This window comes from Alcanivorax sp. NBRC 102024 (assembly GCF_001602235.1).
In the GTDB taxonomy this organism is placed as follows: domain Bacteria; phylum Pseudomonadota; class Gammaproteobacteria; order Pseudomonadales; family Alcanivoracaceae; genus Alcanivorax.
Genome location: NZ_BDAS01000001.1, coordinates 184,870 through 201,728 on the forward strand (window position 1 = coordinate 184,870; position 16,859 = coordinate 201,728).

The following is a 16,859-nucleotide window of genomic DNA, read 5'->3' on the forward strand; positions in this document are numbered from 1 at the left end:
AGTTAATAGCGAAAAACGCACTTGATCCAAGGTAGGCGCGCGTCTGCTATTACCGCAGCTCTCCGACCCTTTCTCGCGAGCTATTAACTATTCACTGTTAACTATTCACTGCCATGTTTTCTAGGCACAATGGCCAGTAATTGGATAAGCGAATCAGTGCCATGACATTAACAGAACTACGCTATCTCGTCGCCCTGGCCCGGGAGCGCCATTTTGGCCACGCTGCCCAGGCCTGCAACGTGAGCCAGCCCACTCTCAGTGCGGCGATCAAAAAGCTGGAAGAGCAGCTGGGTATGCCCCTGTTCGAACGTCGTCCACGGGAAGTGGTGGTTACGCCCCAGGCCGAACCCATTGTCGCCCAGGCCCAGCGGGTGCTGGAACAGGCGGACTTGCTCACGCAGATGGCCATGAGTCAGCAGGACCAACTGGGCTCGCCACTGCGCGTTGGCGCCATTTTTACGGTGGCCCCCTACCTGTTCCCCACCATGGTCCCGAAGGTACGCGCCGCGGCACCGGAAATGCCCCTGTTTATCGAGGAAAACTACACCCACGTGCTGCGGCGCAAGCTGGAACAGGGCGACCTGGATGCCATTATTGTGGCGCTGCCTTTCTCCGGCGGCGGCCTGGTGCGGGCACGCATGTACGAGGAATCCTTTTCCGTGCTGCTGCCCGGCGATCATCCCTGGACCGCCCAGACCGAAATCGCCCCGGACCAGTTGCTGGACGAAACCCTGCTGCTGCTGGGGGAAGGCCACTGTTTCCGGGACCAGGTACTGGAACTGTGCCCGGCCATCGATTCCCAGCGCCAGCGCAATCTGGTGCAGATTGAGGGCGGCTCCCTGGAAACGCTGCGGCACATGGTCGCCAGCGGTCTGGGCATCACCGTGCTGCCCAACTCTGCCCTGCACCAGCATGGCTACGACAAGGCCACGTTCGCGGTACGCCCCTTCAAGGCCCCGGTTCCGGCGCGGACCATTGCCCTGATCTGGCGGGACAGCTTCCCGCGGCCGAAAGCCATTGAGGTGCTACGCCAGGCGGTGCCGAAGGAAGGGCTGGCCGGTTAATCATGGGTTGGATGATCGCTCCCCGTAGGAGCACCTCTCGAGGTGCGAACCTGTTTGAAGACGATCTCCCAAGTACCGTTCGCACCTCGAGAGGTGCTCCTACAGCGGCGCGGTATAATGGCCAGTGACAGTCTCTCCGCCCTGCCCATCACCCGCCTGAAAGGCGTCGGTCCCGCTGCGGCTGAACGGTTGGCGAAACTGGGCCTGCATAGTCTGGAAGATGTGCTCTTCCACCTGCCGTTTCGCTACGAAGACCGCACCCGTATTACCCCCATCGGCAGTCTGCGCCCGGAAACCGGGGTGGTCATCGAGGGCGAAGTGATGGCGGCCGATGTGGTGTTCGGCCGCCGACGATCGTTGCTCTGCAAGGTAGCCGATGGCACCGGCATGGTGACCCTGCGCTTTTATCATTTCAGCGCCGCGCAGAAGAACAACATGGAGCGGGGCAGGCCCATTCGCGTGTATGGCGAACCCCGCCCCGGGGCAGCCGGGCTGGAGTTTTATCATCCCGAATATCAAATTGGCAGCACCCTGCCCCCCCTGGAAAAAGCACTGACTCCCGTCTACCCCACCACCGAAGGGGTCAGCCAGAAACTGCTGCGCAACCTGGCCGGTCAGGCCCTGCATTACCTTCAGGGTCACCCTCCGGCAGAACTGATTCCCGCCACGCTGCTGGATCAACGCGGCCTGCCCTCGCTCACCGACGCCCTGAGCAAACTGCACAATCCACGCCCGGATGATCCGGTCAACCTGTTGCTGGACGGCAAGCATCCGGCAGTAAAACGACTGGTCATGGAAGAAATGGTGGCCCACCAGCTGGGCATGCTGCAGAAACGGGCGGGCCAGAAAGCCTTCCATGCGCCGCGCCTGCACGCGGATGCATTATTCGAACAACTGCAGGCCAGCCTGCCGTTCTCTCTCACCGGCGCCCAACAGCGGGTGATCGGCGAATTACTTGGCGACATGGGCAACCCGCACCCCATGTTGCGCCTGGTCCAGGGGGATGTGGGGTCCGGCAAGACGCTGGTGGCCGCCGCCGCCGCCCTGGCCGCCATCGAATCCGGCTACCAGGTGGCCCTGATGGCCCCCACGGAATTGCTGGCCGAACAGCACCGGGACAACTTCCGCCACTGGCTGGCACCGCTGGGCATCCCGGTGCACTGGCTGGCCGGCAGCCTGGGGGCCAAGGCACGCCGGGAAACCCAGGCTGCCCTCGCCGACGGCAGCGCCCCTATCGTCGTCGGTACCCATGCCCTGTTTCAGGAGACGGTGCAGTTCCATCGTCTGGGCCTGACCATCATCGACGAACAGCATCGCTTTGGCGTGCAACAGCGCCTGGCCCTGCGGGAAAAAGGCCGTTTCGATACCCCACACGGCATCCAGGTGCCCCACCAGCTGGTACTCACCGCCACCCCGATCCCCCGCACCCTGGCCATGAGTGTCTATGGTGACCTGGATACCTCGGTGATCGACGAAATGCCTCCGGGACGCAAACCCATCGATACCCTGGTGCTACCGGAAGGACGCCGGCCCCAGGTGATCGAGCGTATCAACGATGCCTGCCAGCAGGGCACCCAGGCCTATTGGGTATGCCCGCTGATTGAAGAGTCGGAGGAAATCCAGGCGCGGGCGGCGGAGGCCTCGTTTGAGGAACTGCAGGCCGCCCTGCCCGACCTTACCGTGGAACTGGTGCATGGGCGTATGAAGGCAAAGGAGAAGGCAGAACGCATGGCCCGATTTGCCAGTGGCGAGGCCCAGTTACTGGTGGCCACCACCGTGATCGAGGTGGGTGTGGATGTGCCCAATGCCACCCTGATGGTGATGGAGAATGCGGAACGGCTGGGACTGGCCCAGCTCCACCAGCTTCGTGGCCGGGTGGGCCGGGGCGGCGAGCAAAGCTACTGTCTGCTGCTCTACCAGACGCCCCTGTCGCTCACTGCCAAACGACGCCTGGCGGTAATGCGCGACACCACCGACGGCTTCGTGATCGCCGAGGAAGATTTGAAGCTGCGCGGCCCCGGCGAATGGCTGGGCACCCGCCAGACCGGTGACATGGCATTCCGCATTGCCGACCTGGTCCGCGATGAGTCCCTGATGGAACCCGCCCGGGAGGTGGCCGACAACCTGCTCCGCGGCCACCCCGAGAATGTCGAATCACTATTGCGGCGCTGGCTGAAAGGGGGAGAAAGCTATGCCGACATTTAGGGAGCCTCTCACCCCTCCCCCCCGCAACGTTATGGAGTCACCCTGACTGTCACCGTCCCCACCCCCGCATAGCTGACCACCCGAAGTATCTGATCCGCGGATCCGGGAAGCACCTGCCCCCCTTCCACAGACACCTGATAGCCATCGGGATAATGCCGTTCCGGGACAAAGATTTCGGTGACAGAACCGGGCGCAAAATGGCCGTTCCCGTCGGCACGCTGAGTGGAATAGGTCAGATGGAAAACCTTGTTCTTGCGATCGAACCCGTAACTCTCCGGCACCCCGGCCACACGCTGCGGGTAAGCCCTCACCAGCACATCCAGTTTTTCCTGATTCAGGTTTTCAGGCAGTGGCGGGTCTGAGGGATGGGTAATGATCCCCTCTTCCGGACGCTCGCAGCAAACATCACGATTCCACCATGCCCAGTACTGCCAGGACACACGATTTTTTGCAGCCAGCGTGATCAACCGCTCAATCGTTACCAGGTCATTGGACGCGCCAAACTCGCTGAGGATGAGGGTATCGTTCTTTTCCCTGGCCTGCCTCTCTGCATTGGTGAACACCAACTGCTCTTCGATCCCACACCCCGGATCGGTAAGCGGCAGCCCCGGCAAACCCGGCGTTTTGGCCAGGCAGTAATTGTGAAAGGACATGCCAGCCTGGACGTCTTCACCAACGCCACCGTGTGCGGTATCTGCGCCGTTGTTAAAGGTGACGAAGGGTTCATAGAAAATAATCGCGGTATCGTCTTCTTTCCGAACTGCATCCGCGGCCAGACGACTGACTGCGGTCAGCTTTTTGTCCTGATTGTTCAGCAGGCAACCCAGCGGGTTGGCACAGAGCGCCAGCGCAGTGCCTGGGAAAGGCTCGTTCCACAGGTCATAACCCAGCAATCTGTCGACATCCTTGATGCGGGCGGCCACTCGGCGCCAGGCTTCGGCGAACGCCTCATGCATAGGACGACCCGCCAGGTCCTGGTCGTTATCCAGAAAGTGATCATAGGCACGCCACAAGGCGGGCATCAGGAAGTAGTTTCCCGGGAAACCCAGGTCGGGCTGGTTGGGCAAGCCGTCATCAAACACGGTCCAGTCGGGAAAGCCCTCACCACTGAATTTTTCGTTATACATGTCCTGATGGAAATCAAACAGCACCCACAAACCGGCATCGGATGCGGCCTGCGCTGTACGGTATAACGATTCCAGATAATCGGTATCGTACTGACCCGGTTCCGGTTCAAATGCCTTCCAGATGAATCCTAGCCGAATGGTGTTGAAACCCTGGCTGGCAATATAGCGCAGGTCATCCTCGCCAAAGCCGATGGCTTCTGGCGTATAGGGTGGCAGTTTACTGATCTGGTTCACCCCCTGAAGAATCACCACCCGGCAGTCTGCATCGATCACCCATCGACCGGCCTGCCCCAGTCTTCCTTCGGCAACCGTGCCCTCACAGGAGGAACGGGGAGCCACGGGTGAAGGGGTATCCACTACCTCCGGCTCCTGGTCATCATTGTTCGGGTTGACGGGGGGCGCACTGGTCCCGCCACTGCCACCGCCACATGCCACCAGAAACGCAAACGGAACCCAGACAAGCGCCTTCAGGCCCCACCGGCAACGTCTTTTTATTTGCATAGCCTACTCCGACAAATCCGCAACATGACGTATACAAATATGGCTTTGATGCCGCCTGACCGTCTTGCCAGAATCGGACAGCTTTTAGCAAATCACGACACCCTATGCGCTGCATTGATGCCACCTACTCACATTTGCTTTTCGACCACCTGACAAGCCGGGGGATCGCGGCCGAAAACGTGCTGGGCAAAATGCCAAAGGCCGGAAGCCGGATCGCGGAAGATCGCTGGAAAGAGATGCTGGAGAAAGGTGCCCGCACGGTAAGGGATTCCGCCTTCGGCCTGTCTGTGGCTAACCATTTCTCGTTACGGTATCTGGGGCCGGTTGGTTACCTGCTTCTGAGCAGCAACAACGTCATGGATGCCCTGGCCAAAGGGCAGCGCTACCATGTGCTGATTTCAGAAATGAACCCGGTAAAGGCACATATTGACGCGGATCATCTGGTGTTAAGTTGGCCTCTTGAGCATGGCTGGAGTGGCCAGTTATGGGATGAGCTGGGGCTGGGCACCACCCTCAAGTTGATTCAGGCCATCAACCAGAAACCCGTATTTCCATCCTCGGTTGAATTTGTTGGCCCCCCTCCCGCGAACCGGGCGCTTTATGAACAGTTTTTTGGCTGTGATGTGTTATTCGACCAGGCAATGCCCAAACTGGTTTTCCCTGTCAGGAATCTGTTTTCCCCCCATCCCCAAAACCGACCCATATCTCCATGACATTCTGGACAATCAAGCGCAACAACAGCTCAGAAAGTTGACCCTGGAGAATGAGGAAATCGGTCTCTATCGCAAACAATTGCTGCAGATCCTCACCCGAGAGCCGCCATCACTGGAAAAGCTCGCAGCAGAAAACGGCATTTCTGCCCGTTCAATGCAAAGACGGTTACGGGCGCAGCGCATCTCTTTTCAGAGCCTGCTTGATCAAACCCGCCACACACTGGCAACCAATTACCTGCGTGAGTCCCGGCTTGGTCTGTCAGATATTGCCGGCATGGTTGGCTATACCGAACAAAGCTCATTCACCCGGGCGTTTGCCCGCTGGGAAGGCATGTCTCCGGGGAAGTATCGCCGACAGCACCACGAAGACGACCGGTAACGGACGCAGGGCATGACGATTCTGACAACAATTTTTCCTGGCACCACTAGTGGAACCGGGAACTGCGGCGTAGTATCGCCGCCGCTTCCGACATGCCAGGGAGCCGTTTGGATACCAAGGATGTCATCACTTTAGTTTGAGGAAGAAAAACCATGGCAAAAGGCCCTAAACCCCTGCGCAACTGGGCGGCGATGGATCCGCTGATGCGCAAAGGTGGCGCTCACCAGGTCGCCAGGGAACAAACCCGACCCCGCATGGACTGGCGCCAGGCGCTGGATGATTTCGAGGACTGGCAGGATAGCCTGCCGGAAACACAATGCGGGAGCGTCAAAGAAGGGCCGGACGGCCCTTCTTTTTTGCCTGGCGAACAGGCAGGAGGAGGCTGTGATCAGTCCGCACAGATCCAGGCCTTGGCGCTGGCCGTGTCATCGCGGGCAAAGACTTTGACATCGATGGAGGGCAGCAGCTTGTCCGCCAGCAACGCCAGGCGCCGCATCCAGTCCTGATCGGTGACGACAGCCTCTCGCTCGAAATGCTGCCAGTGGCGCAGGCCGAATTTCAGATCCTGGAACAGGGCATCCATGGCCACACCACCAAAGGTTTCCATTTCCGCATAGAAACGCACCTTGTCGTGTCTGGCCAGCGCCGCTTCCAGAGCGGCCGCCACGGTATCGAATTCCGGGCGGGTGATCTTCCCGGAAATCCTTGCCCCGACGACCCGATCATCGTCGAACGGAATCAATGTCAGCATGCCAGCCCCTCCCAGTTTGCTGCACGACCCTCAGTTTTCCTCAGGGCTCTCCGTGCTTTCTGCTACAGGTGCATTCAGCGCCTGCCAGCTCTGTTTAACCGCGTCCCAACCTCGGGAGAATTTTACCTTGGCAGCCTCCCAGTTGTCGGCACTGGCTTGCTGTAGCGCCTGATAACGGGACTCCAGCTCTGCACGTTGCTCTTTCAGCGTGGCCATGGCGGACTGTTTGTCCAGCCGTGCCTGTTGGGAAAGTCCCTGCCAACGGCTGTCGATCTCACTTTGCAGCAAGGTGATCTGCCGGTCCAGGTCATCCAGCGCATGGCGGGCAGCACGCATGGCATCGTTTTTCTGCTCCACCGTAAACGCCTGGATTTCTTCCAGGGTATCTTCCATCTGGGCGGTAACTTTCTCCGGATCCGGGGTCTTCACATTGGGGACCCCCTCGGTATTCGCCCAGGAAATGGATGTGGTTACCAGCATGAGTGCGGCGGCTGCGAGTAAACGATGTGTCATTGGAGCACTCCTTGTATTGCTTGTCGGTCTCTCTCTTCCGGTAGGACAAGCAGAATCCCGGGAATACTCCTGAGGAGATGAAAAAAAGGGGTAAAACGGGCGGGCCGGGCAGCCCGGCCCCGAGTGTGCGTCAGGCGTTGAGGATATATTCCAGCATCTCTACCACCTGTTCAGGAGTGCGTGCCACGGCGTCCGCGGCCGCATCCACTTCCTTGAGCGGATGGTCATGTTCCTCATCGTGGAGAATGATCATCGGGGTCCCCAATGCCGCCGTGTAGCCCGCATCGAAGGCCGCATTCCACTGCTTGTATTTGGGCCCGAAACGCACGATCACCAAGTCGGCCTGATCGATCAGTTTACGGGTCCGAATACCATTAATGCCGGCGCCCAGCCGATCTTCCCAGAAACGCTTTTCTTCCGCGCCAAGAATATTGACCCCTACCTTGTCGCTGGCTTCATGGTCGGTCACTGGACCGGTAAATTCGATATCCAGCTCTTTCTCGGCACAACCCTGAATGATCCGTTCGCGCCAGTCGGTGTGGATCTCTCCGGAAAGGTAAACCGTCCAGAAGCTCATTGCGTTTCTCCCTTTGATACAGTGTCTGTGAAACCGGCTAGCATAGCAGGCTAGCAAAGAACCTGTTACGGGCCCGTTATTTCATCAACCTGTCCGGTTCCCGGTTGCAAAAAGCAAGGCTGCTGCCGTTAAATGCCCCCATTCCGAACTTTGTGAAAAGGCGACCCCATGCGCATCAGATTTCTGTTTCTGCTGGCGGCTGCAATGCTGGCAGGTTGTGATAACAATACTCAGGATAGCGATTCCCCTGATGCCAAGGCGGACACCACCAGCCAGCAGTCTGACAACGTACCGGGCAATACCGGTGAGCTGATACGCATTCTTCACACCCTGAAAAAGACCGACGAGCAATGCCAGGGGGACGGCTGCCCACGGGTTGAGCTGGAATGGATCACCTTTGAGAACCAACCGACCCTGAACGATGCGATCACCACCCAGCTGGCCGGCATGCTGGTCCAGAACCAGGGCAGCAGCCCCCATGACGGCACCATCGAAGGGCTGGTGGATGCGTTTCTGGCCGATGCGTCGGACATGGCCATGGCGTCCCGACAGGGTTGGGAGCTGAACGCCACCATCAAGCGCCAGGGTCGCCGCGGTGACCTGCTGACCCTGCGTCTGGACAGTTACGAGTACACCGGTGGCGCCCACGGCCAACCCGGGGTGCAGTATTTCCATTGGGACCTGGCCCGCCAGCAAGAGCTGGGACTGGATGATCTGCTGGAACCCGGCCAACAAGAGGCTTTCTGGGAGCTGGCCCGATCCCGCCACCAGCAATGGCTGGATGAGGAAAACCTGGATCAGGCCTTCCGTGACAGCTGGCCCTTCGATCGCACGGACAACGCCTACTTCAGCAAGAACGGCCTGGTGCTACACTACAACGTCTACCACATCGCCCCCTATGCCATGGGGCAACCTGAACTGACCATTCCGTATGAAAAACTGGACGGGATTGTGCGGGGGAAATACCTCAACCCGTAATCACTCAGCGTAGGAGCCAGCCTGCTGGCGAAGAATAAGGTACGAGTGGCGAGGCTCGAGTAACGAAGTTCAAAACCGGTTTTGATTTTCGAAACTCGCTTCTCGAACCTCGAGACTGGCTTGATTCACCCTACAAAGTCAGCCCCAATAACAACACCAACTCGGTAAACACCACACTGGCCCCCAGCGCATCCCCGGTATAGCCACCGAGCTGCCGCTTCAGGCTGACGCCCCACAGCAACGCTACCAGCCCCACCGCCAACAAGGCAGGCAGCCACACCGAGAACAGCAACGCCACCCCCAGGATGAAAAGTGTGGCCAGTAGCAATCGCTGGCTGCTGAAGGCTTCCGCCACCGGTTTGCTTTTACTGGTAGTCGGGTCGGTCACATAGGGCAGAAAGCGCATCAGCAGCAGGGGTGTTAGACGACTAATGGCAGGCGTTACCAGTAGCGCCAGCCAGACCGGCTCGGCCTCCAATAGCAACACGGCCTTCAGGCCCAGCGCCACTATCAGCGCCACGGCACCATAGGTGCCGATACGGCTATCCTTCATGATTTCCAGCCGCCGGGCCACGGTGTAGCCACCGCCCAGCGCATCCATACTGTCCGCCAGGCCGTCCTCGTGGAAAGCACCGGTAATCCACAAATGAAACGCCAGCACCAGACCGATACACACCGGCGGGCTCCAGAACACCACCAGAGCGCTGAACAACGCCGCATAAAGGCCGCCCAGCAACAGTCCCACCAGGGGGAAATAAACACTGGCACGATTCATCAGACGCTGGGAATAATCGATCTTCACCAGCATGGGAATCCGGGTCAAAAAGCCCAGCGCCAGCCAGAAGGCCTGCCATTCCTGTTTCACGGCAACTCCCTATTGAATGGGTTGCCGCACGGGGGCGCGGCATAATTCCAGCCACCGCTCGATACCGGGACTGCGGTATTTCTGGCGATGCAGCACAAAGTAGAAATCACGGCTGAAATCCCGATGGGGCACCGGCAATTCCACCAGCGAACCACGCCTGAACGCCTCACGCAGACACACCCGGGACAGGCAACTGATCCCCAGACCCGCTTCCACTGCCCGCTTGATGGCTTCGGTGTGCTCCAGCTCCAGGGCCAGATCCAGCTCCGGTACCAGACCATGCAGGCCGCGCTCAAACGTCTGCCGGGTGCCAGAGCCGGATTCCCGGACAATCCAGTGAGCCTCCCGCAAGTCCTGATCTGTGAGTGCTTCCTTACCGGCAAGAGCATGATCCGGGCTACAAAACACCACCAACTCATCCTCTCGCCAGGGCAACAACTCCAGGTCCGGGTGGTTCAGTTCGCCCTCAATCAGCCCCAGATCCAGCTCGAACGCCAGCACCCGCTCCACGATAGTCCGCGTGTTGGCCACCTCCAGGTGTACCCGGGCGCCGGGCTGCTCCGCCATATAATCGGCCATGATCCCCACCGCCAGATAATTGCCGATGGTCAGCGTGGCCCCCACATTCAAACGGCCCAGATCTCGGTGACTGAGCAGGTCGGCCTCCAGCTCCCGGGCCTGGGCCAGCAACGCCTCTGCCCGGGGCCAGAACTGGCGGCCCAGCTCATTGAGTTTGAGTCGCTTGCCGGCCCGTTCGAAGAACTTCAGGTCGTAGAGGGCCTCCAGCTCCTTGAGGGCACCGGAAGCGGCGGACTGGCTCATGCTCAGGCTCTCTGCCGCCTTGCTGATGTTCTCGTGGTGCGCCGTGGCCAGGAAGACCTGAAGCTGACGCAGGGTAAATTTCATGGCCACTCCCTCCGGTAGAGTCAGACGTGGAACGCCCATATCGGCAATGCCGATATAATACATCGGAATTACCCATTTTACCGATAAACAGGTTTCGTTTAAATTTCCACCAACTGAGATTTTGGAATAAGCGCTGATTTAATTATGTCTAATTTGAATACTGAGACCGTCACAAGCGTACGCCACTGGAACGATACCCTGTTCAGCTTCACCACCAGTCGTGATCCGGGTTTCCGTTTCAAGAACGGCCACTTCACCATGATTGGCCTGGAACAGGACAATGGCCGCCCGTTACTGCGCGCCTACTCCATCGCCAGTGCCAACTACGAGGAAGAACTGGAGTTCTTCAGCATCAAGGTGCCGGATGGCCCGCTCACCTCCCAGCTGCAGAACATTCAGCCGGGTGACAAGATTTATGTGAGCCGCAAGCCCACCGGCACCCTGGTGGCCGATCACCTGCTGCCGGGGAAGAATCTGTGGCTGCTGTCCACCGGCACCGGTCTGGCGCCGTTCATGAGCATCATCAAGGACCCGGAGGTCTACGACCAGTACGACCGGGTGATCCTCACCCACGGGGTCCGTCATGTGTCGGAGCTGGCTTACCAGGACACCATCCAGAGCGAGCTGCCCAACAACGAATTCTTTGGCGAATTCGTCAAGGGCAAGCTGCTCTACTACCCGACGGTGACCCGCGAACCCTTCCGCAATCAGGGTCGCCTCACCGACCTGATGACCAGCGGCAAGCTGTTCGAGGATCTGGGCCTGCCGACACCGAGCCTGGAAAACGACCGCTTCATGCTCTGCGGCAGCCCGGCCATGCTCAAGGATACCCAGGCCATTCTCGATGGCTGGGGCTTCAAGGAAACCCGCGGCGGGGAACTGGGTGAGTATGTGATCGAACGGGCGTTTGTGGAGAAATGAGTTAGACGCTGACACGCTTCACGCAACACGCTCCGGGCCGCCTTCGCGGCCCGTTTTTTTGAAGCCCGATACCAACCGACAGCACGCTTCCTTGTTAGCATGAGCAGGATGTTACCAGGGAGGGACATTCATTCGATGCAACCACAATCCATCGCCATTATCGGCGCCGGTACCGCCGGCCTGGCTACTGCTGCCCTGCTTGCTGAACAAGGCCACCACATCACCCTGATCGAACGGGCCGAGGCGCTGGCACCAGTAGGAGCCGGTCTTTTGCTGCAGCCCACCGGCCTGTCAGTGCTCAAGGACATGGGACTGTACCAGGCCATGCTGGGATATGGCGCCCGCGTTGATGCCCTGATCGGTCACACCCGCGATGGTCGCCGCATCATGAACACTGCCTACCGAAGCCTGGACGACCACAGCCACGGTCTAGGCATTCATCGCGCCAGCCTCTGCCATGTGCTGGACTGTCACCTGCAGACACTGCCCCATGAGCGTTTGATGGGCTGCACCGTCAGCGCCGTGGAGGTGGCGGAAGCGCACACCACGGTAATCGCCGACAACGCAGGGGAGCCCTGTCGGCGATCTTTTGATGCGGTTCTGATCGCCAATGGCAGCCACAGCCGCCTGCGGCCAACGGATTGGACCCGCTATGACAGGCGTTACCCCTGGGGCGCCATGTGGGCTATTCAGCCCATGGTGGAATCATTTGCGGCGCCGCTGCTGCAACAGCGCTATCACCGGGCGAGCCAGATGGTCGGCATCCTGCCCACCGGCTGCTGCCCGGAACAGCCGAACCAACCCCTGGCCAGTTTCTTCTGGAGCCTGCCGGTGGCGCAGATGCGTCACTGGCAACATCGGGATTTTGATTTTTCCGGTTGGCGTGATCAGGCACTCCAGCTGTGGCCACAGCTGGAGACTCTACTGGCCCCACTGACCCATCAAGACCAGCTACTGCCCGCCACTTACCGGGATGTGATCATGCATCGTTGGGGGGAAAACCGGCTGGGCATCATTGGCGATGCCGCCCATGCCATGAGCCCGCAACTGGGTCAGGGGGCAAACATGGCCCTGCTCGATGCCCGGGCCATTGGCCAGGCGGTTGCGGAATCAGACGCCTGGCCCCAGGTCTGGCGTCACTATCACCGTCAACGGGAACCACAGATTCGCTTCTATCAGCGTATGAGCCGCTGGCTGACCCCCGCCTTCCAGTCGCACAGTCGCACGGTATCCCGCGGACGGGATCTGTTCTTTCCAGCCATGGAAAGGGTGCCATGGCTACGCATACAGATGGTGAAGACGGTTGCTGGACTGAAACAGTCCCTGCTCGACTGACCGGCATGTCGTAACCGGCCATCCGCCATTTTCCACCTTTGAGTGCCGAGAATGTAAAAGAGCGCGCCAATCGCTACATAAAACCAATGAAAAAGTACTAGAAATAAACCTTCGCACTTAGACAAAATAATTACATAGTGATCGAAGGGGGCAACATGAACACTGCAAGCCGAGCGGGGATTACCGTACTACTGGCACTTTCAGCCTCAGCCGCCATGGCCAGCAATACGATTTCATTCCAGGGAGCGGTTGTTTATGCGTCTTGTCAGCCAGGGACGCAGAGCCAGGTGGGGTATACGGACGTCATTGTAGACAGCTGCGGCAATCAGGCATTGTCTGCTGACCAGCACATAGGCAGGACTTATCTCGAGCCGGTGTCCGGAAACCGTCACGCCCAACCGGAGGTTATCAGCCGGTCAGAGTCTCTCCACGAACGTATTGCCGCTTCGGAGACGGGGCCCGTCAGCATGCGCTATGTCATTGAGTACCATTAATGGTACTCAATGGTGAACGTGGCCCTGCCATTACCGGTGCCTGCGCCGACCGTGCCTGACTGCGTCTGGATATAGTAGGCACGCATGGGCAGAACAAACTCCGCGGAGTCGTTGATGGGCGTGCGCCCAAGGGCAACCCCTTCACCCAGAGTCACGACCTGTTCGGTGCCACCCAGGGTCTGGTTGAGCTGAATGCCAATACCGCTGGCGGATGCCGGGCCAGCATCAATGGCCAGCACGCCCGGCAGGTTCGAGACGTCCCGGGTTCCATCAAACCTTACCTTGATGAGCCCCTGATCCATGCCGGCCACATTGCCGCCCTGGCATCGCATGCGAATCTCGAAATCTCTTGGATTCACCCTGGACCCGACCCCGCTGAAATCACGGTTGGACACCGAGCCAAAGTTGACGGCGATATTCTTGGATCCCGCATCAACCTGACAGGATGACGTCACAATGGTGACCCCCTGCCCGGTCAACGTGGAAGTCAGAACCGGCCTGTTGATGCCGGAGCCATCCAGATAATAGGTGGTAAACAATCCGGGCGGCCCAATGGGGCCGGCACCGGTGACCGCCGCCGTCTTCACCAGATCCACCTTGAAATACCCGCCAATCAGGTTCAACTGCCGATTGCCGCTGAAATTGATCTGATGGGGGTAGTAGGTGGAGATATTGCCCGCTTCCCGATAAACCCGAATTCCTACGCCCGGCACATCCGTCTGATAGACATTGGAAAACCCGGGGACTGCAGCGGGATTACGGACAAACTCGCCCCTGGAAAAGCCACCATAATTACAGTAGCCGGCATTATTTTTGCCAGTGATTGGCCGTTGCAGGGTCTGGATCACCGCGCCGACGGGCAAATCCGGCTGAATCAACACACGCCCCCAATCCATCTGTACGTCCTGAGGGGTGAATCCGGACGACACATAACAGGCGGCATGGCCCGCCATACTCAACAAGGACAGCAGGGCGACCGCTATCAGGTACCCTGCCAGTCTGGCAAACCGATCAGTGACAAATCGCATTGGTTTTTTCAAAACCGAACTCCTGTTCCGGGGACACATCACCAAGCTGGTAAGTCAGCCGGCATTGCTCCCCACCCCACTTCACCGTCAATATCCCTTGTCGCTGCTCGCTGCGTACAAAAATGACGCTGCTCTGGCCGACCACACCGACTTCATTGCCAGACGTGTCAAAGACCCGGGCAGCGAACGGCAAACTGATGCCATCACGTCGGTGCGCTTTTATCAGAATCGGTAGCCCTTTTTCTGTTTCAAAGGTCACCCGGGTAATGGAACCGGCATAGGGCGCCAGCTCACGACTGGTCCCTTTCAACTCCACATTTCTGTCAATGCCATTGGGATCCAGGGTAATTCGATTCATCCGGTACGGGGTCACGTACGGCAAGACCGCATAGCCAAAGTCATCCACTTCCACACCCGAGGCACTCACCACGCCAGCCCCTTTTGCATCTTTGGCTTCAATCAGCACCATGGTGTCGCCATGTTGCGGGGTCATGGTGATGCCATCCTTGTGGGCCACAAAGGCACCCCGCGCACCGGCAGAGGCTTGCTGGTAATCATCGCTATAGCTGTAGGAACCATTAATGGATGCAAATCGGCTACGGTATTCCGCGTTCACACCAACGGTGGACCCATTTTGTTCGTTGTCCGTTACCCGCATGCCATAGTTGTACTGGTTACGGTCACCGCTATAGTCGTTGATGCCGGCACGGCTGGACACGTAGCCGTCATCATCCAGAGATACACCGCCATCAATGTACTTCCCGGTGTAGCCTCCGCCTATCGGCATGGTGAAAGAGAGATCAAACTGGTTATCCGATTCACCGTCCTGGGTGGTCGTCCGAATCGCAGAAATCCCATAGCTGATTGAGCGGAAGCGGTTGTTATACCCCATCTGATATTGCTTGGTTTCCCCGTCAGTATCCCAGAAGTCACGCACGGACCCGGTAAAGTACAAGGATCCATAACGACGCCCGAGCGCCTGGTTCAATGTCAGTTGAAACTGACTCTTTTGGCTTCTCAGCGCATCCAGACTCAACTGTTGCTCGTCAAACTCTCTGGCAAACATGGCATCCGAAAGACCATAGAAGCCTTTGGTGGAGTAGCGGTAGGCGGCCAGCGTAAAGTTGGTATTGGTCTGGTTCAGCATTTTGGAATAATTGATGCGAACACTGTTACCCAGCTTGTCCTCATTATTCCTGAATTCCGTCTGCGACCGGGTCACATCAAACGAGAAAGCCCCCAGCTTGGTCGACAAACCGGCGCCCACCAGAACAGATCGATACCCCTGGCTGACCGTACTGCCCAGATAGCCGGTAATATCGTGATACAGACCGCGCTGGTAGGTCGCTTGCATGAACAGAGGCTCATCCTCAAGTTCGTCATTGCGCAGCTGCGCCACCGTAACGCTATGTCGACTGATACCTTCTCGAAGCAGTTGTGCAATGGAGGAATAGGGAACACTGAAACTCCGTTGCTGACCGTCCGCTTCCGTGACAAGCACCTCCAGATCGCCACCAAACCCTGTTGGGTAAAGGTCATCAATGACAAAGTTACCGGGCGATACCGTGGTGCTGTAAAGAAGATTGCCGTTCTGACGAACTTCAACCCGGGCATTGGTTGCCGCCACGCCGCGAATGACTGGCGCGTATCCCCGCATGGAGTCGGGCAGCATACGGTCTTCGCTGGCCAGATTAATGCCTCGATAGGCCACGGAATCGAACAGCTCTCCACTGGTAAAGCTGTCACCAATGGTCAGATTGCTACGAATCTCCGAGAAAGCACGGCGCGCAAACGTTGAGGTTTTTTGCCAGTCGTATCCGTCACCGGAACGCCTGGATACGCTTGAGTTATGTCTCAGCTGCCAGCCGGCCACATTGACACCGGAGTTGAGACCAAGATAGAGGTTGTCACTGCTTGAAATGCCGGAACCGGACTCGTCGGCACGGATGGTAGTGGCATTCAGGTCATAGCCAATAAAGCCGGCATCAATGCCGCGATCCCACAGCTCCGGATTGACATAGCCCCTGGCTTCGCGGCGCATGTTCTCCTGAGGAATGGTGAGATCCATACGCAGAGAGGAAATCTCAAGGCGGGATTGTGCTTGTCCTATCCACTCCGAGAGCGGCTTGCACGTTTCGATATCCGTCTCTGCCGCGTCCATGGATTCAACATCGATGCCGTAGAACGCAAGCTGCTCAACGGTGAAGCAGGTTTCTGCACTTTTTCTCCCGGGTACTGACGAGAAAACGATGTCCTGCTTGCCAAACCACTGTCCATTCACATACATGTCCAGACGGTATTGACCGGGCGATACGGGATTGCCATGGCTATAAAGAGAGGTATCCATATCCCTGGCTGAGCCCATCAGGAACGATGAGTTAAAAGACGCCGTCTTTTCCTGTGCATAGGCATTCCCACAGCAAAATCCGCCCGTCAGTATGGCTATACCGATAGCGAAACTTTTCTTGAATGATAGCGCCGACAGCATTGGCATCCTTACCA

General features: G+C 58.4%; 15 protein-coding genes. 7 read left to right on the forward strand and 8 right to left on the reverse strand.

The window, feature by feature from the left end:
- The first annotated feature begins 161 nt into the window (after positions 1–161).
- Together A0251_RS00915 and recG are read left to right on the forward strand one after the other, a co-directional pair.
- Entirely contained in the window at positions 162–1,064 is a 903-nt protein-coding gene (locus tag A0251_RS00915; RefSeq protein ID WP_062814957.1) for a hydrogen peroxide-inducible genes activator, read from the forward strand.
- Positions 1,065–1,181: 117 nt separating this feature from the next.
- Entirely contained in the window at positions 1,182–3,269 is a 2,088-nt protein-coding gene (gene recG / locus A0251_RS00920; protein WP_062814958.1) for an ATP-dependent DNA helicase RecG, read from the forward strand.
- A 29-nt stretch (positions 3,270–3,298) separates the two neighbouring features.
- Here recG and A0251_RS00925 read toward each other — a convergent pair whose 3' ends face one another.
- On the reverse strand, positions 3,299–4,897 hold the full coding sequence (locus tag A0251_RS00925) for a cellulase family glycosylhydrolase (protein WP_062814959.1): 1,599 nt from the start codon (positions 4,895–4,897) through the stop codon (positions 3,299–3,301).
- A gap of 104 nt (positions 4,898–5,001) precedes the next feature.
- On the opposite strand from A0251_RS00925, the gene A0251_RS00930 reads away from it, so the two are divergent.
- Together A0251_RS00930 and A0251_RS00935 are read left to right on the forward strand one after the other, a co-directional pair.
- Complete coding sequence (locus tag A0251_RS00930) at positions 5,002–5,610, forward strand: AraC family transcriptional regulator ligand-binding domain-containing protein (protein ID WP_062814960.1); 609 nt, start codon at positions 5,002–5,004, stop codon at positions 5,608–5,610.
- A gap of 37 nt (positions 5,611–5,647) precedes the next feature.
- The gene (locus tag A0251_RS00935) at positions 5,648–5,989 is read left to right on the forward strand and encodes a helix-turn-helix transcriptional regulator (protein WP_062814961.1); all 342 of its coding nucleotides are present in this window, start codon (positions 5,648–5,650) and stop codon (positions 5,987–5,989) included.
- Positions 5,990–6,377: 388 nt separating this feature from the next.
- Here the strand turns inward: A0251_RS00935 and A0251_RS00940 are convergent, their stop codons facing one another.
- The 3 genes from A0251_RS00940 to A0251_RS00950 all read right to left on the reverse strand — a co-directional run bounded on the left by A0251_RS00940 (position 6,378) and on the right by A0251_RS00950 (position 7,830).
- Positions 6,378–6,740, reverse strand: coding sequence for an STAS/SEC14 domain-containing protein (locus A0251_RS00940; RefSeq protein ID WP_062814962.1), 363 nt, complete (start codon positions 6,738–6,740; stop codon positions 6,378–6,380).
- 30 nt (positions 6,741–6,770) lie between these two features.
- Complete coding sequence (locus A0251_RS00945) at positions 6,771–7,253, reverse strand: hypothetical protein (RefSeq protein WP_062814963.1); 483 nt, start codon at positions 7,251–7,253, stop codon at positions 6,771–6,773.
- Positions 7,254–7,383: 130 nt separating this feature from the next.
- The gene (locus A0251_RS00950; protein WP_062814964.1) at positions 7,384–7,830 is read right to left on the reverse strand and encodes a YtoQ family protein; all 447 of its coding nucleotides are present in this window, start codon (positions 7,828–7,830) and stop codon (positions 7,384–7,386) included.
- A gap of 168 nt (positions 7,831–7,998) precedes the next feature.
- Between A0251_RS00950 and A0251_RS00955 the strand changes: the two genes are divergently transcribed.
- Positions 7,999–8,808, forward strand: coding sequence for a DUF3298 and DUF4163 domain-containing protein (locus tag A0251_RS00955; protein ID WP_062814965.1), 810 nt, complete (start codon positions 7,999–8,001; stop codon positions 8,806–8,808).
- Positions 8,809–8,938: 130 nt separating this feature from the next.
- On the opposite strand, the gene cobS is transcribed toward A0251_RS00955, so the two are convergent.
- Complete coding sequence (gene cobS / locus A0251_RS00960) at positions 8,939–9,673, reverse strand: adenosylcobinamide-GDP ribazoletransferase (RefSeq protein WP_062814966.1); 735 nt, start codon at positions 9,671–9,673, stop codon at positions 8,939–8,941.
- Positions 9,674–9,682: 9 nt separating this feature from the next.
- Positions 9,683–10,579 carry a LysR family transcriptional regulator gene (locus tag A0251_RS00965; RefSeq protein ID WP_062815466.1) on the reverse strand — a complete coding sequence of 299 codons (897 nt, stop codon included), beginning with the start codon at positions 10,577–10,579 and terminating at the stop codon, positions 9,683–9,685.
- Positions 10,580–10,723: 144 nt separating this feature from the next.
- Between A0251_RS00965 and A0251_RS00970 the strand changes: the two genes are divergently transcribed.
- Positions 10,724–11,500: a ferredoxin--NADP reductase gene (locus A0251_RS00970; RefSeq protein ID WP_062814967.1), complete on the forward strand. Its 777-nt coding sequence runs from the start codon at positions 10,724–10,726 to the stop codon at positions 11,498–11,500.
- Between the two features lie 135 nt (positions 11,501–11,635).
- Entirely contained in the window at positions 11,636–12,835 is a 1,200-nt protein-coding gene (locus A0251_RS00975; RefSeq protein ID WP_062814968.1) for an NAD(P)/FAD-dependent oxidoreductase, read from the forward strand.
- Positions 12,836–13,325: 490 nt separating this feature from the next.
- Here the strand turns inward: A0251_RS00975 and A0251_RS00985 are convergent, their stop codons facing one another.
- Both A0251_RS00985 and A0251_RS00990 read right to left on the reverse strand, forming a co-directional pair.
- On the reverse strand, positions 13,326–14,357 hold the full coding sequence (locus A0251_RS00985) for a fimbrial protein (RefSeq protein WP_062814970.1): 1,032 nt from the start codon (positions 14,355–14,357) through the stop codon (positions 13,326–13,328).
- Entirely contained in the window at positions 14,341–16,851 is a 2,511-nt protein-coding gene (locus A0251_RS00990) for a fimbria/pilus outer membrane usher protein (protein WP_307188428.1), read from the reverse strand. Before A0251_RS00990 ends, A0251_RS00985 begins: the two co-directional genes overlap by 17 nt.
- Positions 16,852–16,859: the final 8 nt, after the last annotated feature.

What these genes read in the sequence shown, in the direction of transcription:
- A0251_RS00915 (WP_062814957.1), top strand. Translation starts at nt 162, where the DNA reads ATGACATTAACAGAACTACGCTATCTCGTCGCCCTGGCCCGGGAGCGC.
- recG (WP_062814958.1), top strand. Translation starts at nt 1,182, where the DNA reads ATGGCCAGTGACAGTCTCTCCGCCCTGCCCATCACCCGCCTGAAAGGC.
- A0251_RS00925 (WP_062814959.1), bottom strand. Translation starts at nt 4,897, where the DNA reads ATGCAAATAAAAAGACGTTGCCGGTGGGGCCTGAAGGCGCTTGTCTGG.
- A0251_RS00930 (WP_062814960.1), top strand. Translation starts at nt 5,002, where the DNA reads ATGCGCTGCATTGATGCCACCTACTCACATTTGCTTTTCGACCACCTG.
- A0251_RS00940 (WP_062814962.1), bottom strand. Translation starts at nt 6,740, where the DNA reads ATGCTGACATTGATTCCGTTCGACGATGATCGGGTCGTCGGGGCAAGG.
- A0251_RS00945 (WP_062814963.1), bottom strand. Translation starts at nt 7,253, where the DNA reads ATGACACATCGTTTACTCGCAGCCGCCGCACTCATGCTGGTAACCACA.
- A0251_RS00950 (WP_062814964.1), bottom strand. Translation starts at nt 7,830, where the DNA reads ATGAGCTTCTGGACGGTTTACCTTTCCGGAGAGATCCACACCGACTGG.
- A0251_RS00955 (WP_062814965.1), top strand. Translation starts at nt 7,999, where the DNA reads ATGCGCATCAGATTTCTGTTTCTGCTGGCGGCTGCAATGCTGGCAGGT.
- A0251_RS00965 (WP_062815466.1), bottom strand. Translation starts at nt 10,579, where the DNA reads ATGAAATTTACCCTGCGTCAGCTTCAGGTCTTCCTGGCCACGGCGCAC.
- A0251_RS00970 (WP_062814967.1), top strand. Translation starts at nt 10,724, where the DNA reads ATGTCTAATTTGAATACTGAGACCGTCACAAGCGTACGCCACTGGAAC.
- A0251_RS00975 (WP_062814968.1), top strand. Translation starts at nt 11,636, where the DNA reads ATGCAACCACAATCCATCGCCATTATCGGCGCCGGTACCGCCGGCCTG.
- A0251_RS00985 (WP_062814970.1), bottom strand. Translation starts at nt 14,357, where the DNA reads ATGCGATTTGTCACTGATCGGTTTGCCAGACTGGCAGGGTACCTGATA.
- A0251_RS00990 (WP_307188428.1), bottom strand. Translation starts at nt 16,851, where the DNA reads ATGCCAATGCTGTCGGCGCTATCATTCAAGAAAAGTTTCGCTATCGGT.